The organism is Paenibacillus rhizoplanae (genome assembly GCF_042684125.1).
GTDB classification, from domain to species: Bacteria; Bacillota; Bacilli; order Paenibacillales; family Paenibacillaceae; genus Paenibacillus_AQ; species Paenibacillus_AQ rhizoplanae.
On record NZ_JBHUKY010000035.1, the window covers coordinates 61,896 to 86,198 of the forward strand.

Consider the following 24,303-nt stretch of genomic DNA (forward strand, 5'->3'; position numbering starts at 1 on the left):
TTAGTTGTAATTCGGGCATTTAAACATCCGCCGATTCTTCCTTTTCCCCCTTTGGGCCAGCTTTAGTTGTACAGACTACACTTATCCATAGAAAGTATACCTTTTCGCTGGTTTTACGTGTACATTCTGCAACTATCCTGCATAGTCGTTTTTTTATCAGGTAGAGCGTTGGTGTGACTGAGCTTTGCGGACTGAGGAGCGTTTATTTTGGAGAAAACGCATGACTGGGAAGAGTTACGGACTCCACGGCGCTTAAAGGCCGATATGCTGCCCAAAATCATCGGTTAGAGAGACAATAGGGTCCTCTCAGTCCGCCACTCCGTAAAAGGTGCTGTTTGTGGGGAAATAACGGCTCTCCAGTCCGTCAGGAGTATATCCGCTTGCTTTGCACTCCCACTTTTTCAATCAGATACTGTTAGGAAGGAGCTTACAGACCATGGATACTCCCGGGATCTCGCTCTGCATGATCGTCAGGAATGAGGCGCAGCATCTGGAGCAATGCCTGCTGTCTGTTCAGGGTAGGGTCTCGGAGATCATCATTGCAGATACCGGATCAGAGGATAACAGTATGGCTATCGCCCGCAGGTTCGGCGCCCGGGTGATCAGGCTGCCCTGGGAACACGATTTCTCCAAAGCCCGTAATCATACCCTACAACTGGCCTCCTATGGCTGGATTCTGGTGCTGGATGCAGATGAAGCCCTTGCTGACTGGAAGCTGGATGACTTGCAGAGTCTGCTGGAATCGGAGCGTGCGGACGGGTATTTCCTGCCTTTTATCCATTATGTGGGGGAGGGCTCCGGGCGCGAATACGTGACAGACAATGTGTGCCGGCTGTTCCGTAATGATTCACGTATCTGTTTTCGCGGGAGCATTCATGAAGAGGTGGCCTCCAGCATCTGGAGCCTCCCCGGAGGACATATCGCTTATGCCCATCTGCCTGTGCACCATTATGGCTATCTGGATGATGAGCTTCAGCGCAAAAATAAAGCCAGCCGCAATCTCGAACTGATCCACGCTGCTCTGCGGCTTGAACCAGACAGCGTTCCTCTGCGGTATGCACTGGGCACGGAATATTACCAGCAGGGACAATATCAGGCGGCAGCAGACCTTCTCCTGCCGCTGCTGGAGGAAGCTCCGCCAGAGTCCGGTTATACCGCTGACCTGTATCTCAAGACAGCCTTTGCCCTCCAAGCGGGCGGGCGGCCTGTGGACGCGGAGTCTGTCTATCGGGCCGGGATTGGGCTGTATGCAGATTTCACCGATCTGCTGGAGAGCTATGCAGGGCTGCTGCTGGAGCAAGGGCAAGCATGGCGGGCGTACCCTCTGCTCCAGCAGGCGCTGGACAGCGGGGATACCGCGCATAAATACCCTTCCTCCTCCGGCAGCGGAACCTGCCGCACCCGCATGTTCGCCGGGCGGGTCTGCGAGCGGCTGTTCCTCTACGAGGAAGCGCTGGAGCATTACAGGCAGGCGATCGGCTACACGCCTGACGATCCCGCCGCTTGGGAGCAGCTGGCCACGCTGAGCCTGCTGGCCGGCCAAGCGGAGCAGCTGACGGCATTCACCCGTCCGCTGCTCCCTGCCCTGCCCCGGCGAGTGCTGAGCAGGCTGGTGCCTGCCGCACTCAATGCCCGCGCCGCCCCGTGGCTGGCGGCGCTTCTCGCAGCACCGCACCTGCCGGAGGATATCCGGCAGGTGCTTCAGGTGCTGCTAGGGACGCTGTTCCGGGACCCGGAACAGCCCGGGGCCGCATCCGCCGGGCTTGCGCGGATGCGGGAGGATATGCCGGATAACCCCTGGGTATCCGGCTATCTGTGGGCCTTGTCCTGCCGCAGCGGCGGGATCGCCGCGGCAGGACAAGGCCTGGGGCGGCTGGCGGAGCTGCCGCCCGGGCCCGCGGCCGATTCGGAACACCGTACGAATACACCGCTTAGCTTTGCAGATTATTCTTACGAAGCACAACTGCTCCTTCAGGCAGGTGCTTGGGACACATTGCTCCTGCTTAGCAGGCCTTTTGGCGCTGCACATTTTCTCTGGAGCAGACTTCCCCTGCCGCTACTGCGAGGACTACTGGATGCACCTGTTGCATTTAAGTTGCAGTGGTGTGCGGATTACACCGGGCATTTACAACACCATAGCCTTCCCGGTGATGCTGCGGAATGGCTGCTCTATGCAGCCATTGCCCAGTCTTGCGGGCAGGTCCCGCAGCTTACGTCCGCCGATGAGCAGACGCTGCGCCAATCCGGCAGCACTGCCGCAATCACTGGTCTCAGTTATTACATGCTGCTTCTTGCGGCTGAGGTTCACCCGGAGGGGAGCATCACCGCTACGGGCAGCATTCCGTGGCTGCTGCTTGTGAAGTCGGTGCTTCAGAGCGGGGGATGACAGAGATAACAATGTCTGAGGCTACGATTGGTTTCAAAGATTAACTCATTCTCTTAAAACACTCATAGAAACGAAAGACCCTGAGGGATAGCTCCCTCAAGGTCAACTTTAAAACTTTCTGTTCAGTTATAAATATTATACTCTTTAGCAACTACCCACCCATTAAGACCATACGAAGCGGAGATCACATAGTAGTTGTAATTTTCATGTAGTAAATATTCAAGAAAATCCGCTCTTTTTTCATAATACATCGGCCAAGCGAAGTCCTTTTGCTTCTCTAACAACTCCTTGTTATCTTTGACAAATGAACTTATTTCGAATTGGCTGATATCAAGAAGAATACTCCCTTGCAACTGCGTTTCAAACCTATGCGCCAAGACATCAATGAACTCAATCATGACGGGAACTGAATTGTCTTTGCCGCCCAATGTTTGGAATGTAATTTTTGACTTTTGCAAATCAACCGTATAAGAAACAATTTCATTATCATGAATATTTTGCATTTCCCCCCAACCTCCCAGTGAAAATCCTGCTCAAAATACAACATTCCAATGCTCATCCCGGCTACATTTCAAAATTGCTGCATAAAAAGCAGGATTTTTCATCCTAAAACGCTTAGCGGGGGGCAATTCTTGCATTTTATACAACAACTCTATCATATCCCCGGATATCCCGGTCGCCGTGTTGCAATATGTACAACATTATGGGAATACAGGGGTGAAAAACATTAATTGAATGACCGTTCCTCCGGCGCCACGGCAAAAGAGGCCCCTCATAGCCAAGGCCTCACTCCTCCTGTATTCACCTGCGATAAGCCGACAAGCTTACCACCGGTCGGTCATTCTTACCGGCTTGATAACGCCTGCACCGAATTCCAGTCTGTCGATGCATAACATGCGGTTGCCCGGCTCCCGGTCCCCGATAATTCTCCGGTGATAGACAATCAGCCATTCATCCCGCTCCGGCAGATGCAGATATCCGTGATGGCCGGGGCCTTCCGCTACAGGCTCCTGTCTCTCCAGAATCGTCCCGTGGTTCGCGAACGGTCCCAGCGGATTGTCGCTTACGCCGTAAGCTACCCGGTAAGTCCCGTTCGTCCATCCTCCCATCGACCACATCAGATAATATAGACCGTCCTTGTTAATCATACACGGCCCCTCCACATATCCCGGAGGGGTGACGGAACGGATAACCTCTCCGTCCGGGAACGGAACAAACCCCGTCATCTCCTCATTCATCCGGGCCACGTTGCAATGCCCCCAGCCCCCGTAATACAGATAGATTACACCGTCATCATCCTTGAACAGATGGGCGTCGATCGGCTGCGCGCCGTGAATGAACCCGCCGATCAGGGGCCGGTGGAGATACCCTCTGTAGGGGCCTTCGGGAGCATCTGCAACAGCAATCTCCAGCCCGCCGGCTTCGCCGTCCTTCTGGATATCGTTGGAGGCAAAGACCAGATAATGACGGCCGCCCTGCTCAATCTGGGTCGGAGCCCATACCGCTCTCCAGATCCAGGGGAAATCCTCCATTTCGATGATCCCCTCGTGGGTCGTCCAATGAACCAGATCCCCGGAACTGAAGGCATCCAGATTCATCTGCCGGGTATATTCCGTAAAAGATCTGGTGGCATACACATAATGCCTGTCCTGATAGGTTCTTGCTTCGGGGTCTGCATACCAGCCCGGTACAATAGGGTTCGTGATTCCTCGCAAGCGAAACCCTCCTTTCTCCGCAACCTGCAAATTAAAAGCTGTAGAGGCCGCTCTCTTCCCGTTCCCGAATCCAGACCTGCATGAAACCGGGCTCCCTGTTGTCCCAGGCATAATAGGGAATGAACCGGAGCGGCCTGCCGTCTTCATCCTGGCTCCATAGCACCGTCACCCCGCCCAGCAGCTCCGGCAGGTGCTCCACCCGGAACGTCGCCCCGGCCGGAATAGAGAAGGCATCATAGGACCATCCAGGATGATCCGTCTGCTCCAGACAATACACCACGGGTCCCCGCTGAACGGCAACCCGCCCTCTGTCCGCCTCCACTTCCGGCTTGGCCCGCACGATATTCACGGGCATATCCAGCTCTAGCACCACCTTGTCTCCCGGCGACCAATGCCGGCTGAGCACAAGATACCCTTGATCCGTCAAGGCTCCTGCCCCGCCAATTCTGGCGCCGCCGGCCTCCAGCCGATATCCCCTGCACCATTCCGGCATACGCAGCCGGATGCTGAATTCAGCGCTTGCGGCAGGGTTCACTTCAAGCTCAATTCGGCCCTTCCAAGGATACCGGGTGCTTAGCTTCAGCCTGACGCCCAGCCCGCTGGCCAGCACCAGCTCCGCTTCGCTGTTCATATATTGATTCACCGCCAGGCCATCCTCTGTAACAGCATAGGCGTACTGGCCCAGGGATGGCAGGAAGCGGGCCAGATTGGTCGGACAGCAGGAGGTTTCGAACCAGGGCACACGATGATGTCCCCCCTGTGAAGCAAGCGGATTCTCATAGAAATATTGATCCCCGGAGAGGGAGATTCCCGACAAAACGCCATTATACATTTCACGTTCTACGACATCGGCATATTTGCCGTCCCCGAACGTCAGGTTCATCCGGTGATTCCAGAACACCATGGCAATGGCCGCGCAGGTCTCGCAATAGGCTGTCTCGTTGGGCAGATCATAATCGGAGGTGAAGCCTTCATTGTGCCTGGACGGTCCGATGCCGCCCGTTATATACATGTTGCGCTCCACCGTATGTGTCCAGACCCGGTGCAGAGCCTCCGCATAAGCGGAATCGCCTGAAGCATGAACAATATCCGTCATGGCCGTATACAGATACATCGCACGGACGGCATGGCCGGTCACCTGCTTAATCTCGCGGACGGGAACATCATCCTGACAATAGGCCGGCCCCCATTCCGGATTATCCCAGATCGCGCCCACGCCATGCCCATGGCCGCGCTCCTCCAGCAGCCACAGTGCAAGCTTCCAGTAACGCTCAGCCCTGGTCACGCGGTACAGCTTCACCAGCGCCAGCTCAATCTCCTGATGCCCCTCCACCCAGTGCCGCTTGCCGGGGCCGAACACCCCGTCAACATGATCCGCCAGACGGCAGGCGACCTCCAGCAGCTCACGCTTGCCCGTGGCTTCATAGTAGGCCACCGCCGCTTCAATCAGGTGGCCGCCGTTGTACATCTCATGCTTTTCCATATCCGTCCATTTGCCCTCTGGATTCTCCAGTGTGAAGTAAGCACACAGGTAGCCGTCTTCTTCCTGCGCTGCGGCGATCAGCCCGATGATCCGGTCGGCCTCAGCCTCAAGCCGGGCATCCCGCTCCGACATCAGCGCATAGGCAATGCCTTCAAGCACCTTGTAGACATCCGAGTCATTATAATATTTGCCTTCGTAATGCCCTTCCAGCAGGCCTCCGGCCTTGGCGAAGTTCTTGATGCGGCCGGTCTCCTCACATTTGGACAGGCAATCCGGCAGCATGGTCTGCCGGAGCACCTTCAGGCGCGGCAGCCAGAACTCATCATTGATTGTAACTCCCGTAAAAGACACACCCTGCCAGGCATGAATCTTCGCTTGTTGCTCTGCCATTTCTGTTCCCCGCCTCCTTTATCCTTTCAATCCCGTTAAGGTTATGCCCTCCAGGAAGTAACGCTGTCCGGCCAGAAACACAATGACGCAGGGCAGAACGACGGTGGCCGAAGCCGCCATCAGCAGATCCCACTGGGCGGTATAGGTGCCCTGAAACATTTGCAGGCCCAGAGCGAGGGTGAAGAGACGGTCGCTTTTCAGATAGATCAGCGGACCCATAAAGTCATTCCAGGAAGCCAGGAAGCTGAATAAGGCAACCACGATAATCGCGGAACGGCTTAAGGGGAAGATGATCCGGGTATAGATTTTCCAGTAGTTGGCCCCGTCCACAAAGGCCGCTTCATCGAAATCACGCGGAATGCTCAGATAGAATTGCCGGAGCAGGAAGATGTTGAAGATCCCCCCGCCGAAATAAGCGGGCACAATCAGCGGATACAGCGTATCGTATAACCCCATCATCTGCCAGCCGAGGAAGCTAGGGATCATCGTGACCGCCGCCGGGAGCATCATGCTGGTCATCAGGACCGCGAACACCATATCCCTTCCCTTCCACTGAATCCGTGAGAATCCGAAGGCTCCGATGCTGCTCGTAATTACGGTTCCCACCAGCACGGTGACCACGATGATGAGCGTATTCTTGAAGAAGACATCGAACGGCAGCACCGTGAGCGCCTTATGGAAATTGCCCCATTGAAACGGCGCCGGTATCCATTCGGGGGGCATGGTAAATATCTGTGATAAATTCATCAGCGAGCTGCGGATCAGCCAGACAAACGGAATGATGAACATACCGGAGATCAGGATCAGCGCCCCGTAGCCTGCGGTAAGTGAAAGCTTTGACGGCCTCAAGTCCGGTCCCCCCCTTCGTAATACACCCATGACTTCGAGGTTCTGAAGACGATGAAGGTGAAGAACAGAATAATGACGAACAAGATCCAGGCCAGCGCGGACGCATAGCCCATTTCGGCATCCCGGAAGCCCGTTCTCCATAAATAAAATACATAGAACAGACTCTGGTTATTCGGTCCGCCCTGCGTCAGAATGTAAGCTTCGTTGAAGACCTGAAAGGACCCGATAATGGTCATGATTGTATTGAAAAAGATCGTGGGGGTGACCATCGGAATCGTCACATGGCTCAGCTTGCGGAACCAGCCGCCCCCGTCCACCTCAATCGCTTCGTAATACTGCCGGGGGATACCGGAGAGTCCGGCGAGGAAAATAATCACCGTGCTGCCGATCCCCCATAGCGTGGTAAGTACGACCGAGGGGATAACGCTGCCTTCCCCGTACAGCCAGTTGCTGGTCGGCAGATGCAGACGGCTCAGCAGCGAATTGATGAGTCCCAGATCGGGGTTGAGCAGCCACATCCAGATCATAGCCGAGGCCACCGCCGGAACAATACTCGGGAGGTAGATGATGGTACGGAAGATGGCCCTTCCCTTCACATTGAGATTCAGCAGCAGCGCAATCCCGAAGGAGAGGAGAATCACCGCAGGAACGCGCAGCACGACGAAATAGAAGGTGATCCCCAGCGATTTATAGAACAGCTCATCCTCGCCTGAGAACAGCCGCATGTAATTATCCAGACCCGCAAAGGCAGTCTGCTCCTTGAACACATTATAGTCGGTCAGGCTGAGCACCAGGCTGGCGATCATGGGACCCAGCGTAAAGATGGCAAACCCAAGGATGGCAGGGGCCGTGAACAGCAGCCCGTAGAACATTCCCTTTCGCATACCGGCCTCCAATCTCGAAATTTCGGCAAAAAGAACGGCGAACGAGGATTCGGACGCCGCTCCCTGCTGCTAGTTTCGCAGTTAGTTATTCCTTAATATCACGGCGTCCCTTAATCTGAGCCTGAGCTTTTGCAGCGATCGAGTCCATCGCTTCCTGGGCGGTCTGCTGGCCGAGCCATACCTTATCCAGGGCGGGATTGACCAGATCCATAATATTGTTGAAATTCTTCACATATCCGGTCGGCGTCTGGTGGCCTTTGGTCAGAATCACATCCACGATAGCTTCTTTATAACCGGAAGGTCTGGCATCCAGATTCTCCGTCCATTTGGCCAGCAGCGCAGGATCGGTATACCAGTCCTTGGGAGACGGCATCCAGGTTCCGGCTGTAAGCATATCAATGGAGGCTTCGGGGTCAAGCAGCGCCTTCAGCAGCTCCCAGGTTTCCTGGGGATGCTTGGTAGATTTGAAGATGGAGAACATGCCGCAGACCACCGTGGTGACCGGCTCCTTCATTACAGGCATCACCCCGACATTGAAGTTGAACTTCGATTGGGCGAGTCCTGCGCTTGCCCATTGTCCATCGACTGTCATCGCTACCTTTTTGGTCTGGAGAGCCACATTCGTTGCGGGAATGTTCTTGGACTGTACAGGTGAAGGGGATACATGATGCACATTCATCAGATCGGATATTTTCTGAAGGGCTTCGACCGCTTCCGGCTGATTAAGGCCGAAGGTTTTGCCGTCCGCCGAGATGAAATCCCCGCCGTTGGAATAGATGAAGTTGCTGTACACCCCCCACCAGGTGGAGATATTTGCTCCATATTGCTTGATTTTTGCCGGATCAAAGTCCGGGTCGGCCGCTGTTTTGCCGTTCATGTCCACGGTCAACTTCTTGGCAACCTCGACAAATTCATCCCAGGTCCAGGCATCCGCCACATTCGACGGAGGTGGTTCAACACCGGCCTCCTTGAAGATATCCTCATTGTAGAACAATCCGAAGGATTCCGGTCCCGGTCCGATGCCGATGACATTGCCCGGCTCCAGCGAATAGGTGATATTAGGCACCAGTGTATCCGGACTGATATCAGCATCCGTATCCAGGAATTCCTGAAGATTATAGAATTTGCCCTGCTCCGCCATCGGAAAAGCAATCGTGCCCGATTCCATCATGGCAATGTCGGGAACATCATTCCCGGCGACCATAGTCGTCAGCTTGGTATCATAATCAGCGGCAATATGCTGAAGCTCGACCTTAACGTTGGTATGCTTGGCCTCGAAATTCTGAATCGCTTTTTTATATGGAGCCACTTCCTCCGGTGATCCCCAGACAGTCATCCGCAGCTTAATATTCTCCTTCGATCCGGAATTTCCGGAAGATGCGGAAGTGTCAGGGCTTGCAGTATCCGACTTCGAGCACGCAGACAGCACGGCGGCAAGCATCAGAACCAGAGCCAATGTGATGAAGACTGATTTCCTGGGTTGCGACATATTCCAAGCCCCTCTCGATTTCTAAGTTCAACGGGTTCATAGCTGCAGTCTATGATGCCTTTATTATAAAATAGAAGATAGCGCTTACATAACCCTAATCTCTTTGTATTGGTGGACCTGGATTGGCTTATAGCGGCAACGCAATCACTACCTTCGTGCCTGTTCCCGGAGTCGAGGAAATGGATATCCCGTACTCGCCGCCGTAGGTCATCTGAATGCGGTCAATAGTATTTTTAATGCCCACGGAAGAAGATTTCTGATACAGAATCCTCTGTACCGTCTCCGCACTCATGCCCCGGCCGTTGTCGGCCACCTCGTAATGCCGGGTTCTGCCGTTAATCCAGCCGCGGATTCCAATGAGTCCGCCAGAGCCGGTCTGATCGAAGCCGTGAAGAATCGCATTCTCCACAAAAGGCTGGAACAGCAGTCTCGGCACCTCATGCTCCATGAGCCGGGGGTCCATATCATACTCCACGGTGAACTTATCCTCGAAGCGGATCGACATAATATAGAAGTAATTACTCATCCAGCTCATCTCTTCGGACAAAGGTACGGCATCCCATGTCTTCCTGGAGGTATAATGCAGCATGTTGGACAGGCAGACAAGCATCCTGCTAAGCTCCTGCTGATCATTCTCAATTGCCGTCCAGTTCATCACATTCAGCGTATTGTACAGGAAATGCGGATGCATCTGCATGTTCAGTGCCTGTATCTCGGCCTCCTTCTCCTTCAGCTTGATCTCGTAATTCTCTGTCACGAGCAGGTGAATCCGGTCATTCATCCGGTTGAAGCGCTGCGTCAGCATGCCGAACTCGTCATTGCTCACCACATCCACGCGGGTCTGGAAATCGCCTTCGCCCACCGATCTCATCGCACTGAGCAGACGCTTGATGGGCTTAGTGATTTTACCCGCAATGAAATAAGCGAAGATCAGGGCCACAATCCCCATCACAACGGCCAGGGCGGTAATAGAAGTCCGGATCACTGGCACCAGGCTGCTCACCAGCCCTGCCTCCGGTATCCACACGACAGACATCCAGCCGGTCACCTCCGAACGGTCGAAACAGACGATCACGGCTTCGCCGTTCAGCGTCATTCTCCGCGCCCCGCTTTTCTCCCGCTGGAGCTCGTTCAGCCACGCTTCCTTATAAGTCTGGGCAACGTTCCCCGGCTCACTGCTGGCGACCACCTTATCCTGCGGATCAAGTACCATGTAGCGCGAGCTTCCCGGAATGCTGTCTGCATACAAGGATTTGAGCACCTCGGATTTGAAGCTTATGGCAAGTACGGGGCGTTCCACTCCGGCATCCATTTTGGCAAGCTTCGTATTGCTCAGATAGGTGAAATCCAGCAGCCGTGTAGCCGAGAAGAGATAACGGAACTCCAGATTTCCGCCTTGCAGATAGGGCTGGTTGAACATGGAGGCGAACTCATAAGTCGGTATCCACACCAGCTTCCCTCCCGCCTGCCGGGCCATACGGTATATATCCGATTGCGTCGGTTCTCCTTGAGGCAGGGGTTGTCCGAAGGTGAAATAGGAGGTCCATAGCTGATAGGCAAAGATATCCTGGTTCTGGGAAAATGTTTTGCTGAGCACAGCCGTCACCTGCCGGTCAGCTGCGAACAGCTCCGCTTCATTCGCGGGGTCCAGCTGGTTGAAGATGCGGAACAGATCCTTATCGAGAAACAAGGACATGCTGTTCTGGTCCACGATCCGCAGCTTGGTGTCCATAACTTCATTATTTTTCCTGACAATCTCATACACATTCTTCTGCGCCTGCTCTGTGATAATCTTCAGGCTGGTCCGGTAGAACAAAGCCCCCAGAACGAGCAGGGGAATGGCGATCAGCAGAATATAGCTGGCCAGCAGCCGGTAACGGAAGGTGATCTTCATGCCTCACGTTTCCTTTGCGACAGCGCGTGCTTATAGGCTTTGGGCGACATGCCGTAATACTTCTTGAATACGCGGCAAAAATATTTCGTATCCTGAAATCCGCATTCCAGGGATACCTCATATATTCGGAGCGGCTCCCCGGCGAGCAGCACCTTAGCCCGCTTCATCCGGGCCGCCGTCACATGCTCAGAGAACGTTTTTCCCGTCCTGTTCTTGATCAGTGTACTGAAATAGGAAGGGTTAAAATGGAAATGATCGGCTGCCCGCTCCAGTGTAAGCTCCTCCTTCCTATGCTGCTGTATCCAGCTTAGGCATTCAGCGATCATGCTCTCCCCCTGATCCTGCCGGGATACGGTTAAGGCCAGATGCGCTTCCCGGAGTGCCTGCCCCAAATGGGCCACCAGCTCCCGGTACGAGCGGCATGAGCGGATAAGCATCGTAGCCGTACCGGTCAGCTTCTGCTGCGCTCTCTTATCCAGAATGTCCTGATGCTCATTACGGATCTGCAGCAGCATCAGCGATGCCTGCTCCTTCAGCAGCATAGGGCTGGCATGTCCACCGTCCGCAAGCTGGCAGAGGGCTTCCACACAAGCTTCCAAAACAAGCGCAGCATCATCCATTTTCAACGCCTCATAGACCTTGCTCCAGTCAGGAACGGCCTCAAGGGAAGAAGACCTAATCTCATCTGAGAACAGCAGCCCCTGCCGGAAATCATAGAAGTTGTAACTGTTGGCCGTTCTGGCCGCCAGATAGGACCGCGGCGCTTCCTCCCGGAGAGAACGGCATTCCGGGCCAATCCCGTGAGTGAGCTGTCCGGTATGCGCCCAATCCGCCGCCAAGGACTGGGCGATGGACCGGGCTTCTTCCCGCTTGTCCCCGGTAAGGCCTTCCAGGGTAATCAAGGTAACGGCGGCAAGAGGGCCGACCTCCGTCATCCCGCTCAAGGGAATCGTGATGGCTTCCCCCCACCTGCTCCAGGCCTGCTCCAGAGCACGGATGAACACGCCGCTGTCCTGCCTCTCCCCGCTGTCCTGGCAGGAGTTCAGCTCTGAATACACAGCGACACCGCTCTCCCGCAGCCAACCATAACCGTTCAGCTCCGCCAGCTCGGCCACGGACGCACTGCCGTTCAGCCAGGACAGCATGAGCCGGTTCAGGTAGGCGGAAGAAGCGAGCTTAAGCCGGCGCTGCATCTCTTCCTCTTCACGGCGCTGCCTCTGTTCCGCTGTCAGCAGAAGGTCGATCCGCCTTAAGACCTCTGCTATTTTCTCAATCTCCACCGGCTTCAGCAGGTAATCATAAGCGCCATGGCGAACCGCCTTCTGCGCATACTCGAATAGATTGTAAGCGGATACCATGACAACCCTGGTTTTAATATCCTCTAGCTTAAGCCGTTCCAGAAATTCAAGTCCGTCCATGACAGGCATGCGGATATCCGTCAATATGGCATCCGGGTGGTGAGCCTTCACCGCTTCCATGGCCGACAAGCCATCCTTCGCCACTTCCACCTGATCCTCCGGCCGAAGGCGCCCGATCAGATTAACCATCCCTCTAAGATGCCTGGGCTCATCATCTACGATCAATATTCTCACTATGCTCAGCCTCCCCGGCAATGGTTTGCAGTTCATAACAGCCGCAGTGTTGCCCTTATTATAGAAGCCATTCCGGTTCATTCCTAGTGGATTCATATTGGAAAGGTGGATTTGAATTAGATGCTCCGCCAGCCTGCCAACTAATTCCGCACTGTATCCGCATAAGCCCATAACAACCCGTACCTACAATAAAAAGGACTCCCATTCAGCCATCTAATGACTGCCGGAGCCCTTTCCCTATTTTCTATTTCTATGTTTCTCTGCTCCCCTTACTCCGACCCTTCCCCGGCATTCCCGCTCACATCCGGGGCATTATTACCGCCTGCGGCAGGCGCGGGGCTCTCCCCGCTGCCCGCATGTCCGTCTGATCCGCTGGAGTTGGAGCTGCTGTTACCGCCTGCTGGTGTACTGTCCACGCCGGGGCTGCTCTTCTCGGTACTCAGCGAGGGGGCCGGAATGGCGATGCCCGGCGCACTGCTGCCGTTCTCGCCGACAGGCTTGCCCTGATTGTCATAGTAGTACATCGGAACGTCACCGACCACCATCAGGTAGGAGACGGGGATCTCTGTATCCACCACCTGCGGCTCCATATCAAATGGAATGACGACGGCTACCTCGGTAATAATATGAATGAAGACTTCAACGAGAATCATATTGATTCCCGCATTCTGCTGCCGTGTGTTCAGCTCGACCTTCACTGCCCCCTGAGGCTCCACCTTGATCGGAATATCCGGCCCATAGGAGGCAATCAACGGACTGCCGAGCGCCTGCCCGAGCGGAATATATTCCGTCCGGTTATGCAGCTCCTGGAGCGTGGACTGGATGACTTCGGCGGCCTGCGAGGTAATCCGCATATGCTCCTTGTAGTTGAGCATGAAGCCGGAGATTTTGCCGTTCTTGTCTGTCTTCCAGTCAATCAGCGCCTCGGCATTCCCGCCGTCCGCCACCTGGGACGTAATCGCCTTGTTAATCGATTCCGTGGCGATCTGCTTCACCCGGATCTGTGCCAGATGGAGAATCGGCGGCTTCAGATGCTGCTCCACATAACGCAGCCCCTGCAGCACCGCCATAAGCAGCAGCAGGCTCAGAACGATCCAGAATCTGCCCCGTCTGCGCGGCTTCTGCCCCTTGCCCCGGGCAGCTTCCTGCCGCTGCCCGTCCCTGCTGCCGAACAGGCGGAAGCCACCGCCACCGCGCCCGGCCTTACGCCAGGCCCGCTGGCCCGGAGCGCCCGCTGCTCTCCCGGACGGCTTCACTGTCCCGTAATCCGCTACATCCCCGTCCAGCCGGACGTCGGACCTGGAGGGCTTCGCCACGAAGCCCCCGCTCCGCCCCCGGCTCCGGCCAGGCAGACCCGCGCCGGGTCTTGACGGCTTCGCTTCGAACCTTGCTCCCGGACCCGCGCCCGGCGGCCGGATTCCCGCTCTGGACGGTTTGGCCTTGAAGGCCTGGCGGCGCCCGACCGGCCCCCTCAGGCCGCTTCCGCTGAAGTCCGGCAGACGCAGACGCCCGAAGAGCGGTACGCCTGCGCCTCGTTTCCCCCATTTTCTGATTCTGCCCATGCCCTGCAGTCCCTCCCGACATTCCTGCGGTCAAGCCGCTCCCTGTACTAATAGGCTATTCGGCGCACACGCAAAATAACCCCACAAAAGTGGGGTTATCCTGGAAGTGAAGAACCTAATGCCCCGCCCGCCTGCGCTTATCCTCCTGAAGATGCCCCCAATGCAGCCGGACAAAGATAGCAAGCAGAATCAGCATAAATACGCCGTACCACAACAGAAAACCGTTCCAGTCCTCACGCGGGACAATGAGCGAGGAGCTGAGCGTACCGAACAGCCAGATAAAGGACAGATTGCCGAGCACCGTCCCCCAGACAAAAGCTGCCGGCTTCATCGGAGACACGGCTGACATCAGATTGATGATATTGCTGGGCACAATCGGAATCGTACGCAGCAGCACCAGCGTCCAGATGCCGTAGCGATCCAGATAGGTCTGCCATTTCTCATACTTCTTGAGCTTGTAGCCCCATTTGCGGTCGAACCAGTCGAAGAGATAGCGCCGGAAGAGAAAATAAACGACTACCGCGCCCAGGTTGCAGGCCAGCCAGCTGACAGCCATCCCGCCGATCACTTCGAATACAGAGACATGGAGCACAATCAGAATCGCCAGGGGGAAAAATCCGAACAAGCTTTGCAGCACGGCGAGCGGAAGTGTAGCGAATACAATGGACGGTCCGCTAAGTCCAAGACTCTGCAGCAGCCAGTCAATCCAGGCATTAATCATCTCGGTCATGGAGCGCTCTTCCTTTCCTGACTCCTTGCAGCATGTAAAGGAACCGCTCATTAACGTTGAAGAAAAACACCCCTCGCGGGGTGTTTATTGACAATAAATTGAAATATTCTACTTGAAGAGCCGCTTAAAACAGGAATAGGAAAAGGACAGTGGTTAGCGGTACAAGTTACAGAATTGTTGCTTATTTTCTCTCATCATAGCACACATCGGTTTCCGCCGCCAGATCACTGAGCCCTCCAGATTTCACTTAAGCAGAAACGCCGGCCATCCACTCATTAACCTTCGCTTCATTGTTCTCTACCCAGTCCTTGGCTGCTTCTTCAGGCGATTGTCCGCCTTGAATCTTGACCATAACCTGCTCCATATCCTCTGCGGTCCACTTGAATTGGCTCAGGAACTTGTGCACATCAGGCATATCTTCCTTCAGGCCTTTGCGGACCATGGTATGAATCTGCTCGGCACCGCCGTAGACATTCTTCGGATCGTCCAGGTACTTGAGGTCCATGTTGGCGAACATCCAGTGCGGAGTCCAGCCGGTGACTACAATCGGTTCATTCTTGTCAAAAGCCTTCTGCAGCTCCTGCGCCATCGCCGCCGACGAGCTTTCCAGCAGCGTATAATCGCTCAAGCCGTAGGCTTCGAGCGCTTTTTCCGTAGCCGTCATAATTCCGGCCCCCGGCTCAATTCCGATAATCCGCTTATCCAGCGTTGCTGCTAGCTCCGCATTGTTCAGATCCTCAATGGAGTTAATCTCCATATAAGCGGGAACGGCAAGCCCGGTCTTCGTTCCATCCAGATTCACACCGGCATCCTCAATGTCCTTGCCGTATTTCTCCACATAAGAGGCATGGGTGCTTGGCAGCCAAGCGGCTACCATCGCGTCTGCGCTTCCGTCAGCAATCCCTGCCCACATCGGTCCGGCATCGACCTGCAGCATCTCCACCTTCATGCCGAGCTTCGTCTCCAGCACTTCCTTGACTACGTTTGTACTGGCAATCTCAGAATCCCAGGCCACATAAGCCAGCTTCACCGTACTATTATTATTGGACGAACAACCAGCTACCAGGACTACTGCCATGAGCAGCATCAGCAAAATTAGCGGTCTACGCTTTATCGATTGATTTCTTTTCATATTATTATACACTCCTATCCTTGTGGTTTGGATTTGAACAGCTTCTGGGTCAGACGGTCCAGCAGTATGGCAATAATAACAATGGCGATCCCCGCCTCGAAGCCCGCGCCGGTCTTGGCCTGCGATACCGCACGGTATACATAGGCTCCGACCCCCTGGGCCCCGATCATGGACGAGATAACGACCATCGACAGGGACAGCATGATCGTCTGATTAATACCGGCCATAATGGTCGGCAGTGCGATCGGCAGCTGCAGCTTGAACAGCTTCTGGCTTGCGGTTGAACCGAAGGCATCCGCAGCTTCCACAAGCTCCGGCGACACCTGACGGATGCCCAGGTTGGTTAAGCGGATCGTTGGCGGAATCGCAAATATAATAGAAGCAATGACGCCGGGAACAACCCCCAGCGAGAAGAAGGAGACGGCCGGAAGCAGATAGACGAACGCCGGCATCGTCTGCATGAAGTCTAAGATAGGGGTGGCGATATTCTGGAAGGTCCGGCTCTGCGCACAGAATACTCCCAGCGGAACCCCGATAACTACAGCCAATAAGGAAGCTGTCAGCACAAGGGCCAGCGACTGCATCGACGGGCCCCATAACCCCAGATTATCTATCAGCAAAAGCCCGAGCACCGCAAACAGCGCCATCCGCCATTTGCCAATCCAGTAGGCCAGAGCAGCGATAAGAAGGGTCAACACAATGGCTGGCAGGAAATTCAGCGCCGCATCAATCCCGCTCACCATTCCCCCGATTACAGCATGAATGAAATCAAATATAGGGCCGAAGTAGGTCGTGAGCCAATCTTCGATCCATTCTACGCCCTTTCCGAGCGGTATCTTGGGTATATTCATGAACCTAATCCTCCTTCAGGAACCGCGTTACCGGCCAGAGCAGACAGCACAGCCCCTTTGATAACAATGCCCTTCAGCTTCTCGCCTTCCCCTACTACAGCAACGGGCAGATGTGTCTCCGACATCAGCTCGAACAGATCATTCAACAGGGTATCCGGCTGAACACGTGGAATATCACGCAGCATCACATCGAGTATGCTGCGGTTCTCCTTCAACGCCTGTGAGGCATTATCCGCAGTCAGCAGACCTTGCAGCCGCATCTCGTTATCCGCCACATACAGGCTGGATACGCCGCTGTCCCGCATAAGCTGCAGGGCAACCCGGGGTCCGCGTTCCGGGCGGATCATCTCCGGCTTGCGCATCACATGAGAAGCGGTCAGGACTTTGGACAGATCCACATCCTCCACGAAGCGCTCCACATATTTGTTCGCAGGCTGGATAAGAATTTCTTCCGGCGATCCGATCTGGACAATGACCCCGTCCTTCATCAGGGCAATACGGTCCCCGATCCGCAGCGCCTCATCCAGATCATGCGTGATGAATACAATCGTCTTCTTCACTCTGGACTGCAGCTCCAGCAGCTCCTGCTGCATATCCTTGCGGATCAGCGGATCAAGCGCACTGAACGCTTCATCCATCAGCAGGATGTCAGGATCATTGGCCAGACCGCGCGCCAGGCCGACACGCTGCTGCATGCCCCCGCTAAGCTGATCCGGACGGTGATTCTCCCAGCCTTTTAGACCCACTAGCTCAAGAGCCTCCATTGCAAGTCGGGTTCTCTTACTTTTCTCCACCCCTTGAACTTCCAGTCCGTATTCTGCGTTGGCCAGCACACTGCGATGCGGGAACAGCGCGAACTTTTGAAAGACCATGCCGATATTCTTGCGCCGGAATTCTCTTAGCTGCTCCGGGCTCATCTTGACAACATCCTTGCCCTTGAACAGCACCTGGCCCCCGGTGGGCTCAATCAGCCGGTTCAATAGACGGACGAGCGTGGATTTACCGCTGCCCGACAAGCCCATAATGACGAATATTTCTCCTTCTTCAATGCTGAATTCGGCTTTGTTCACTCCGACCGTCAGCTTGGCTTCCTTGGCGATTCTTTCTTTGGACCAGCCTTGTTCCATTAATGGAAGCGCCCGTGCTGCATCATGACCGAATACTTTGGTTAACTGTTTCACCTCTATAATTGCCATGGTGACCTCCTTCTCCCCTTATACTTTCGGGTTAATGCTACTGACCTAGTGTAACGGACTTACGAAAAGAGAAGCAAAGCGCATATTCGGTTAAAATTTAGTGTACAGTTTTAACTTTACAAACTTTACGTATAGAATACTCTGTTTAACGCCGTATTCCGTTACTGATGAATTCTTTACTTCTTGCCAAGGATTTGATTACAATACACTGGAGAGGTTTCTAGCCTGTCAGCCTATTCCTCAGGAGGGACATCATGAACGATTTAGAGGGGCTTCTGCCCGAGCAAATAGAGAAAATCAGCAAGGCCCGTGAACGAGTGATCGATTCTATCGGCAAAAACATGGATTTATACGGCATCACCTTGTCCATCGGGCATTTATACGGTTACATGTACTTCAAGGAGGGCCCGGTCACACTGGATGAACTAAGCAGTAACATGGGCATGAGCAAGACCTCGATGAGTACTGGAGTGCGTACACTGCTGGATTTGAAGATGATCGACAAAGTCTGGGGCAAGGGCACCCGCAAGGATCTGTTCGAGGTGGTGCCCGACTGGCATCAGAACTTCAGCGACTACTTCTCCATTAAATGGAGAAAAGCAGTGGAAGGAAATATGACCGCCCTTAACAAATCGCTCGCCGAAATCCGGCAAATGCAAATCGATTATGCGGACGAGCCGGACCTCTCACGCCTGCTCCACACCGACGAGATCAAGATTGAGGAAGCCATCAAATATTACCGCTGGCTGCTGAAGCTGATCGAGTCGCTTGAAACCGGCAAGATCTTTGAATTAATCCCTAAAGAATAATATCAGCTATAGGCGTTCAAACTATTCTGGACAAAATCATCCTAACGGATGAATGGGATTACCTCCACGCTGGCAAATGTAATATTGTTTTCCACATGCATTCGGGCCATCGCCTGCGTTTGAGCACATTGTATGCTGTTTTTCGCATACATTTGATCCATATGATGCTCTACCAGGAAAACTATAGTTTCCATACAAGTATCAAAACGGCCGCGCCCCTTGAATTCAAGGACCGCGGCCGTTTTCGCATGCTGATGTGCTGTCTTTCGGCAGTTATACTACCGGCAAATCACGCCGTCTTCCGTTAGCTTACGGGTTCTCCACCAGACTGACGTCATCGATGTAGATATGATTGCCTGCCTCGATAGCCGCATTCGTCTCTGTGCTGTTGCCGGGATTCAGCCCCAGCAGAAAGACCAAATGAACACCTGCATCGGTCCCGCCGTTCATGGTGAAGGTGTAGCTGAAGCGCTGCATTTCGCCAGTCAGCGCAGCGGCGGTTGTCTGCAAATATTTCGTATATTCCCCTCCGAAATGCTCGACTGCTACTTCAATCAGCCGGGTGATATCCGAACGGGCGCTGAAGGCCAAGGTATAGCTTTTACCCTGAGTGAGCTTCAGATCCCTGTAATCTACCTGGGCGGCGTAGTTGGCAGATCCCGTGAAGCCCAGCGACACCTCAAGCTCGCCATTCTGGACTGCAGCATTTCCGGCGCCCTCGAAGTACTGGGTCCAGCCCTTAAGAGCCGGCTGTTCATCGAATGTACCGTTATCCAGTGTGCCGCTGGCAGGCTCCGTGTCCGGTACGTCCGTTACCTTCCTAAGCACAATGTCGTCAAAAGAAATCGTATGCGCCGTATGGTTCGCCGTCTTATCTTCACCCAGTGTCGCACCAATCAGATAATTCAGCTTCAGCGGATTGTCATTCGTCACACTAAACTGTGTGCTGTAAGTCGCCCATGTGGCTGTAATGTCGAACTTCGACTGAGCCGCTTGGGCAGAGGTTCCGCTGTATTCCACGACTATCTGCCGGGGAACGGTAGATTTCGCTCTGAAGCTCAGCTCATAGGTTGCGCCGGCTTCAAGCGGGATTTTGTCCTGATAGAGCTGGGTATGCCAGGCTTGTGCCCCGGCCGCCGTGATCAGCACCTCCGCTGCTCCGTCCACCACTTGGAAGGACGAGGCTCCGCCTTCGCCGGACCAGGTGGACCAGCCTGAGCTGCCGCCGGTGAATGATCCGTTAACGACCAGATTGTTATCATTCGCCAGTAAGGTCTGCACCACACTAGCGTTGACATACCCTTCGGCTTCCACGGTAATGATATAGCTTCCCTCTGCCGGGAAGGCGGCAGGCTGAATTGTGATTGCTCCCGGCCCTACATGATACAACTCTGCCGCAAGCGTGGCGCCGTTCACTTTAACGGACTTAATGCTGCCGGACCACTCTGCTTTCTGGATGAAGGTCAGCTCAATCGGCTGTGATACCCGGTTGGCTGTGGAATCTGCTAGCAGCTCCTGCGGCTTCGCCGGGGCGTCCTTGATCTCGAATCTGACATTGTCGATGATGATGTCATGACTCTGCGGAACACTCACCCCGCCCACCTTGCCGAGCAAGAATTTCAGTGACAGCGTATCATTCGCCCCCTGCCGGAATTCGAACCGGTAATGCTTCTTCTCCGGTGTCAGCTCCACCGTCTTATCGATGGAAGGGGAATAGCTCGCATTCTCTGCCTTCACATTGATCTGCCGGGCCACGCTGGCGCTGGCATCGAATTCAACCACATAATCGAGGCCCGCCGCTGCCTTCAGGTTATTCTGGAAAAGCATCACCGAATACGCCTGATTGCCGGTGTTCGTAATGCTGAATTTGGCTGCTCCATCCACCGCAGCCGCAGTGCTCTGGCCGCCGTCTTCTGTAAGCAGCCGCTCCCAGCTCGTAAGCCCGAAGCTGAAATCCCCGTTCAAGAGCGGGTAATAGGTCAGATCAGGATCATAATAGGAGCTGGTGCGTACCAGCATGAATTGATCCAGCAGCACTGTTCCAGTGCCCCCGGTCAGGCGCAGGATGAATTGTCCGAGATGATCCGTAGCTCCCGCGAGATTCTTGAACACCGCTTCAGCCTGCTGATGGCCCGCACTCAACTGAACCGGCTGGGAAGCATAGACTACGCCGTCATGGCCGCGCAGTGTGGCAATTGCTGTCCTTGCGGAGGAGCTGTCTGCCTCGAAGGTCAGCTTGTAATCCTGGCCTTGCACCAGGAAGATCCCCTTCTGTTGCAGCGTAACCTCGCTGCCGCCGGTGTCAGCGCCTGTAATGTCCAGCTTCAGGCGGCCTTCAGTGTCAACCTGCGGATTAACCTCCGCATCTCCTGAAGCATCGATATGCCAATAGCTCATCCGGTCCGGTTCGCCCAGATCGAAGCTGCCGTTGTAGAGGTGATTGCCATTGCCGAGCGGCGCCTTGGCGCTGTCATGCTCGAAGGGGATACTGCCGATTTCTTCAAGCCGTGCATTGCCAAGCCATACTGGGGAAGCATTGGTCCCCAGATTGAACTCAATCCGCGCGGCATTGTCCGAGTTCTCCTTCATCTGGAACATCGTCTCGTAATGCTGAAGCTGCGGGGTCAGCACCGCCTTGAACGCCGGGGAATAGGACGGGAAGCCCAGCGGTGCGCCGCCGGTCAGCCGGGCTGTGAACTCCCTCGCCGTATCCGTTCTGGCGTCGAAGCTTAGCTTGTAATATCTGCCCTTTGCCAGCGAGACAATGGCCTGCGGCTGAATCGAATAAGAGTTACCGCCCGGCTTCAAAATGTTTACCTTGAGGAGATTCACGCCGCCTGCCTGCTCCAGAGACAGAGCCGCATCCGCGCCTTCATCCTTGTAGAGTATCCAGTGGGCTGTATTCGGGATGCCCATCCCCGGATCTCCCTCCACCTGCTGCGTGAACCCGCTGTTATAAATGAAGTTCCCATCTGCCAGCGGCGGCTTCGCCCCCTCAAGATAAGGCTCTTTCTCCAGCTCAACCGGAACCGGCTGCCGGTATTCGCGTCCGGTCAGCTCATAGATTCTGACATAGTCAATCTCCATGGAACTCGGAAATACCGTTTCTTCCGTAGGGTTACCGTCAAAGTTGCCGCCGACTGCCAGATTCATCAGCAGGTGGAACTTCTGGTTGAACGGTGCCGGATACGCATTGATAGCGGGCTGTCCGCTACTTTTGCTGTACCAGTCATTCTTGGTGGAGAACAGCACCCCATCCACATACCAGCGGATCTCTCCCGGCTCCCACTCAATGGAGTAGGTGTGGAATTCTTCAATAGTGGAACCGCCCGGCAACACATATTCCTTGCCGGAATAGACATTATCCGGCCACTGGGAACCATAATGGATCGTTCCGGCAACCACATTCGGGCGGCTGCCCCAGCCTTCCATAATATCCAGCTCCCCGGAGGCCGCCCAATTGCCGTACACATAATTCTCCGGCAGCATCCAGATCGCCGGCCAGAGCCCCTTGCCTGTTGGCGCTTTCGCCCGGATTTCGAATTTGCCGTACACCTTGCTGTACAAGCCATTGGTCTTGATTCTGGTGGAAGTGTACGGCTTGCCGCCCATTGCCTCCTTGCGCGCGGTAATGATTAACTTGCCGTCCTGCTCCTTCACATTCTTCGCGTCATTGGTGTAATACTCCAGCTCATTATTGCCCCAGCCGGGATTCCCGACAGCGGTGCCATCGCCGAGATCATAGGTCCACTTCGCAGGATCGATAACATTGTCATCGAATTCATCATTCCACACCAGACTCCACGGAACACTGGTCGGCGTTGGCGTCGGCTCCGGCGTAACTACTGGCTCCGGCGTCGCCGTGACAGCCGGTGTAGCCGTCGCAATCTCTCCTCCCCCAGCAGCAACAGGCGGCTGGCTGGCCTGCGGCGAGGCCAGATTCAGATTGCTGTGGCTGCCCGGCTTGAGCACGATGCCCCCGGCCGTCACAGCCTCCGCCTGATTCAGCACGGTGCCGAAGCTGCCGCTGCCCGTAATCGTAGTACCCCGGGCCCCGGCTGTAAGGAGCAGCTCAGCCACCTGCGCTTGATTCATCAGCATCAGCTTGCCGGGAACGCCCCAGATCAGCTTGGATAGCTTGCCTGACAAGCTCAGCATGAGGTTGCCTCCCGCCGCATCAGCGGTGGATACCACCCCATAGTTACCAATAAGAGTGACAATCTGCTCCCCTGCCGGGAGGACAACATTACCGAATCCCTCCCCGGTAAGCGTACCTTCTTCAAGGATAACACCGGAATCAAGGTGTACTGTTCCGGCAGTTGTCGTCCCGCTGGCAACGATGCGGACGCTGCCCTTCGGCTTCGCTACCTGAACAGCCCCAGGACTGCTGTCCGTAAGGCTTATGCCCTGCCCCCCGCCGCCGCGAATATAGGTTGTGCCGGTAACCTGCACCCCCTGAAGCCGGATTACTCCTTCCCCGATTCCCTCGGTAAGATAGAGATTTCCATCAATGATACTGTCCCTCAGTGTAATATCCCCATGGCTCAGCACCACATTGCCCTTCACCTTGCCCAGCTTCACTTCCCCGGCTGCGGAGCGGAGCTCCGGCACCAGTGTATCTGCCAGCTTCGCCAGCTCAGCACGGGTAATCCCCCCGTCCGGCTTGAATAAGCCTCCGGGATAGCCCTGCATATAACCGGCTGCTGTAAAAGCATCCGCCGCAGCGCTTACTGCACTGTCAGCTCCCGCCAGGTCGCTATACATGCCCTTGGCTTGACGTTCAGTCTCCAGCCTCAATATCCGCTGCAACGCCACAGTTGCCTCCCCGCGCTTCAGCGGAGCCGCAGGTTCGATACGCTGATTTGCGTCTGTACTCAGATACCCCACTGCTACCGCTTTGGCAATATCGTCCTTGTACCAGGCCGCCGCCGGGATATCCGCCGGAAGCACAGCCGCCATATCCTTATAGCCGAATATCCGGTTGACGATTGCCGTGAATTCTGCCCGGGTTACCTGCTGCTCCGGCCGGAAGCTGCCGTCTCCGTAGCCGGAGATCACCCCGCTGCGGCTCCATCGCTGCACTGCTTGAGCCGCCCAACTGCCCTCTTTTACATCGGTAAACGCTTTCAAATCACTAGTCCCCAAGCTTCCGCCCTGCAAGGCGGCCGTTGTCTCCGCAGGCGCTGTCAGTCTGCTCTGAACAGACTTCGCCTCAGCCCCGCCGCTGCCCAGCGGCGATAAAAGTCCGGTAACGATTACTGCGGCTGCTAACAGCGCTGATATATTCCTTTTCATTCCGTATATGCCTCCTCAGGATTAAAGTCTCCTCTTACCGCATTTC

Annotated in this window: 16 protein-coding genes; 2 read left to right on the top strand and 14 right to left on the bottom strand. The window is 55.1% G+C overall.

From position 1 onward, the window contains the following. Nucleotides 1-436: 436 nt before the first annotated feature. Nucleotides 437-2,386 carry a glycosyltransferase gene (locus ACFSX3_RS21650; protein WP_209993201.1) on the top strand — a complete coding sequence of 650 codons (1,950 nt, stop codon included), beginning with the start codon at nt 437-439 and terminating at the stop codon, nt 2,384-2,386. Nucleotides 2,387-2,508: 122 nt separating this feature from the next. Here ACFSX3_RS21650 and ACFSX3_RS21655 read toward each other — a convergent pair whose 3' ends face one another. The 13 genes from ACFSX3_RS21655 to ACFSX3_RS21715 form a co-directional block, all read right to left on the bottom strand. Further along, the gene (locus ACFSX3_RS21655; RefSeq protein ID WP_209993202.1) at nt 2,509-2,889 is read right to left on the bottom strand and encodes a hypothetical protein; all 381 of its coding nucleotides are present in this window, start codon (nt 2,887-2,889) and stop codon (nt 2,509-2,511) included. A 321-nt stretch (nt 2,890-3,210) separates the two neighbouring features. After that, complete coding sequence (locus ACFSX3_RS21660; protein ID WP_339220144.1) at nt 3,211-4,101, bottom strand: glycoside hydrolase family 43 protein; 891 nt, start codon at nt 4,099-4,101, stop codon at nt 3,211-3,213. 31 nt (nt 4,102-4,132) lie between these two features. Next, nucleotides 4,133-5,974, bottom strand: coding sequence for a glycoside hydrolase family 127 protein (locus ACFSX3_RS21665; protein ID WP_209993204.1), 1,842 nt, complete (start codon nt 5,972-5,974; stop codon nt 4,133-4,135). A gap of 18 nt (nt 5,975-5,992) precedes the next feature. Next, the gene (locus tag ACFSX3_RS21670; protein ID WP_379255133.1) at nt 5,993-6,823 is read right to left on the bottom strand and encodes a carbohydrate ABC transporter permease; all 831 of its coding nucleotides are present in this window, start codon (nt 6,821-6,823) and stop codon (nt 5,993-5,995) included. Then, the gene (locus ACFSX3_RS21675) at nt 6,820-7,707 is read right to left on the bottom strand and encodes a carbohydrate ABC transporter permease (RefSeq protein WP_209993206.1); all 888 of its coding nucleotides are present in this window, start codon (nt 7,705-7,707) and stop codon (nt 6,820-6,822) included. Before ACFSX3_RS21675 ends, ACFSX3_RS21670 begins: the two co-directional genes overlap by 4 nt. A gap of 85 nt (nt 7,708-7,792) precedes the next feature. Further along, nucleotides 7,793-9,196 (bottom strand): ABC transporter substrate-binding protein, encoded by a 1,404-nt coding sequence (locus ACFSX3_RS21680; RefSeq protein ID WP_209993207.1) that lies wholly within the window; start codon nt 9,194-9,196, stop codon nt 7,793-7,795. A gap of 127 nt (nt 9,197-9,323) precedes the next feature. Beyond that, complete coding sequence (locus ACFSX3_RS21685) at nt 9,324-11,090, bottom strand: cache domain-containing sensor histidine kinase (RefSeq protein WP_209993208.1); 1,767 nt, start codon at nt 11,088-11,090, stop codon at nt 9,324-9,326. Continuing rightward, nucleotides 11,087-12,682 carry a response regulator transcription factor gene (locus ACFSX3_RS21690; protein WP_209993209.1) on the bottom strand — a complete coding sequence of 532 codons (1,596 nt, stop codon included), beginning with the start codon at nt 12,680-12,682 and terminating at the stop codon, nt 11,087-11,089. The genes ACFSX3_RS21685 and ACFSX3_RS21690 overlap by 4 nt, the downstream gene beginning before the upstream one ends. A gap of 269 nt (nt 12,683-12,951) precedes the next feature. Continuing rightward, nucleotides 12,952-13,752, bottom strand: a complete 801-nt coding sequence (yunB, locus tag ACFSX3_RS21695; protein WP_379258589.1) for a sporulation protein YunB — start codon at nt 13,750-13,752, stop codon at nt 12,952-12,954. 607 nt (nt 13,753-14,359) lie between these two features. Continuing rightward, complete coding sequence (locus ACFSX3_RS21700; protein WP_209993211.1) at nt 14,360-14,974, bottom strand: TVP38/TMEM64 family protein; 615 nt, start codon at nt 14,972-14,974, stop codon at nt 14,360-14,362. A gap of 247 nt (nt 14,975-15,221) precedes the next feature. After that, a complete protein-coding gene (locus tag ACFSX3_RS21705; RefSeq protein ID WP_209993212.1) occupies nt 15,222-16,106 on the bottom strand; it encodes a glycine betaine ABC transporter substrate-binding protein in 885 nt (294 codons plus the stop codon). 14 nt (nt 16,107-16,120) lie between these two features. Further along, entirely contained in the window at nt 16,121-16,957 is an 837-nt protein-coding gene (locus ACFSX3_RS21710; RefSeq protein ID WP_209993213.1) for an ABC transporter permease, read from the bottom strand. Continuing rightward, a complete protein-coding gene (locus ACFSX3_RS21715; protein ID WP_209993214.1) occupies nt 16,954-18,153 on the bottom strand; it encodes a quaternary amine ABC transporter ATP-binding protein in 1,200 nt (399 codons plus the stop codon). The genes ACFSX3_RS21710 and ACFSX3_RS21715 overlap by 4 nt, the downstream gene beginning before the upstream one ends. A 254-nt stretch (nt 18,154-18,407) precedes the next feature. Here ACFSX3_RS21715 and ACFSX3_RS21720 point away from each other — a divergent pair, with 254 nt between their 5' ends. After that, complete coding sequence (locus ACFSX3_RS21720; protein ID WP_209993215.1) at nt 18,408-18,962, top strand: GbsR/MarR family transcriptional regulator; 555 nt, start codon at nt 18,408-18,410, stop codon at nt 18,960-18,962. A 309-nt stretch (nt 18,963-19,271) separates the two neighbouring features. Here the strand turns inward: ACFSX3_RS21720 and ACFSX3_RS21725 are convergent, their stop codons facing one another. Further along, a complete protein-coding gene (locus tag ACFSX3_RS21725; protein ID WP_209993216.1) occupies nt 19,272-24,257 on the bottom strand; it encodes a carbohydrate binding domain-containing protein in 4,986 nt (1,661 codons plus the stop codon). Nucleotides 24,258-24,303 lie beyond the last annotated feature (46 nt).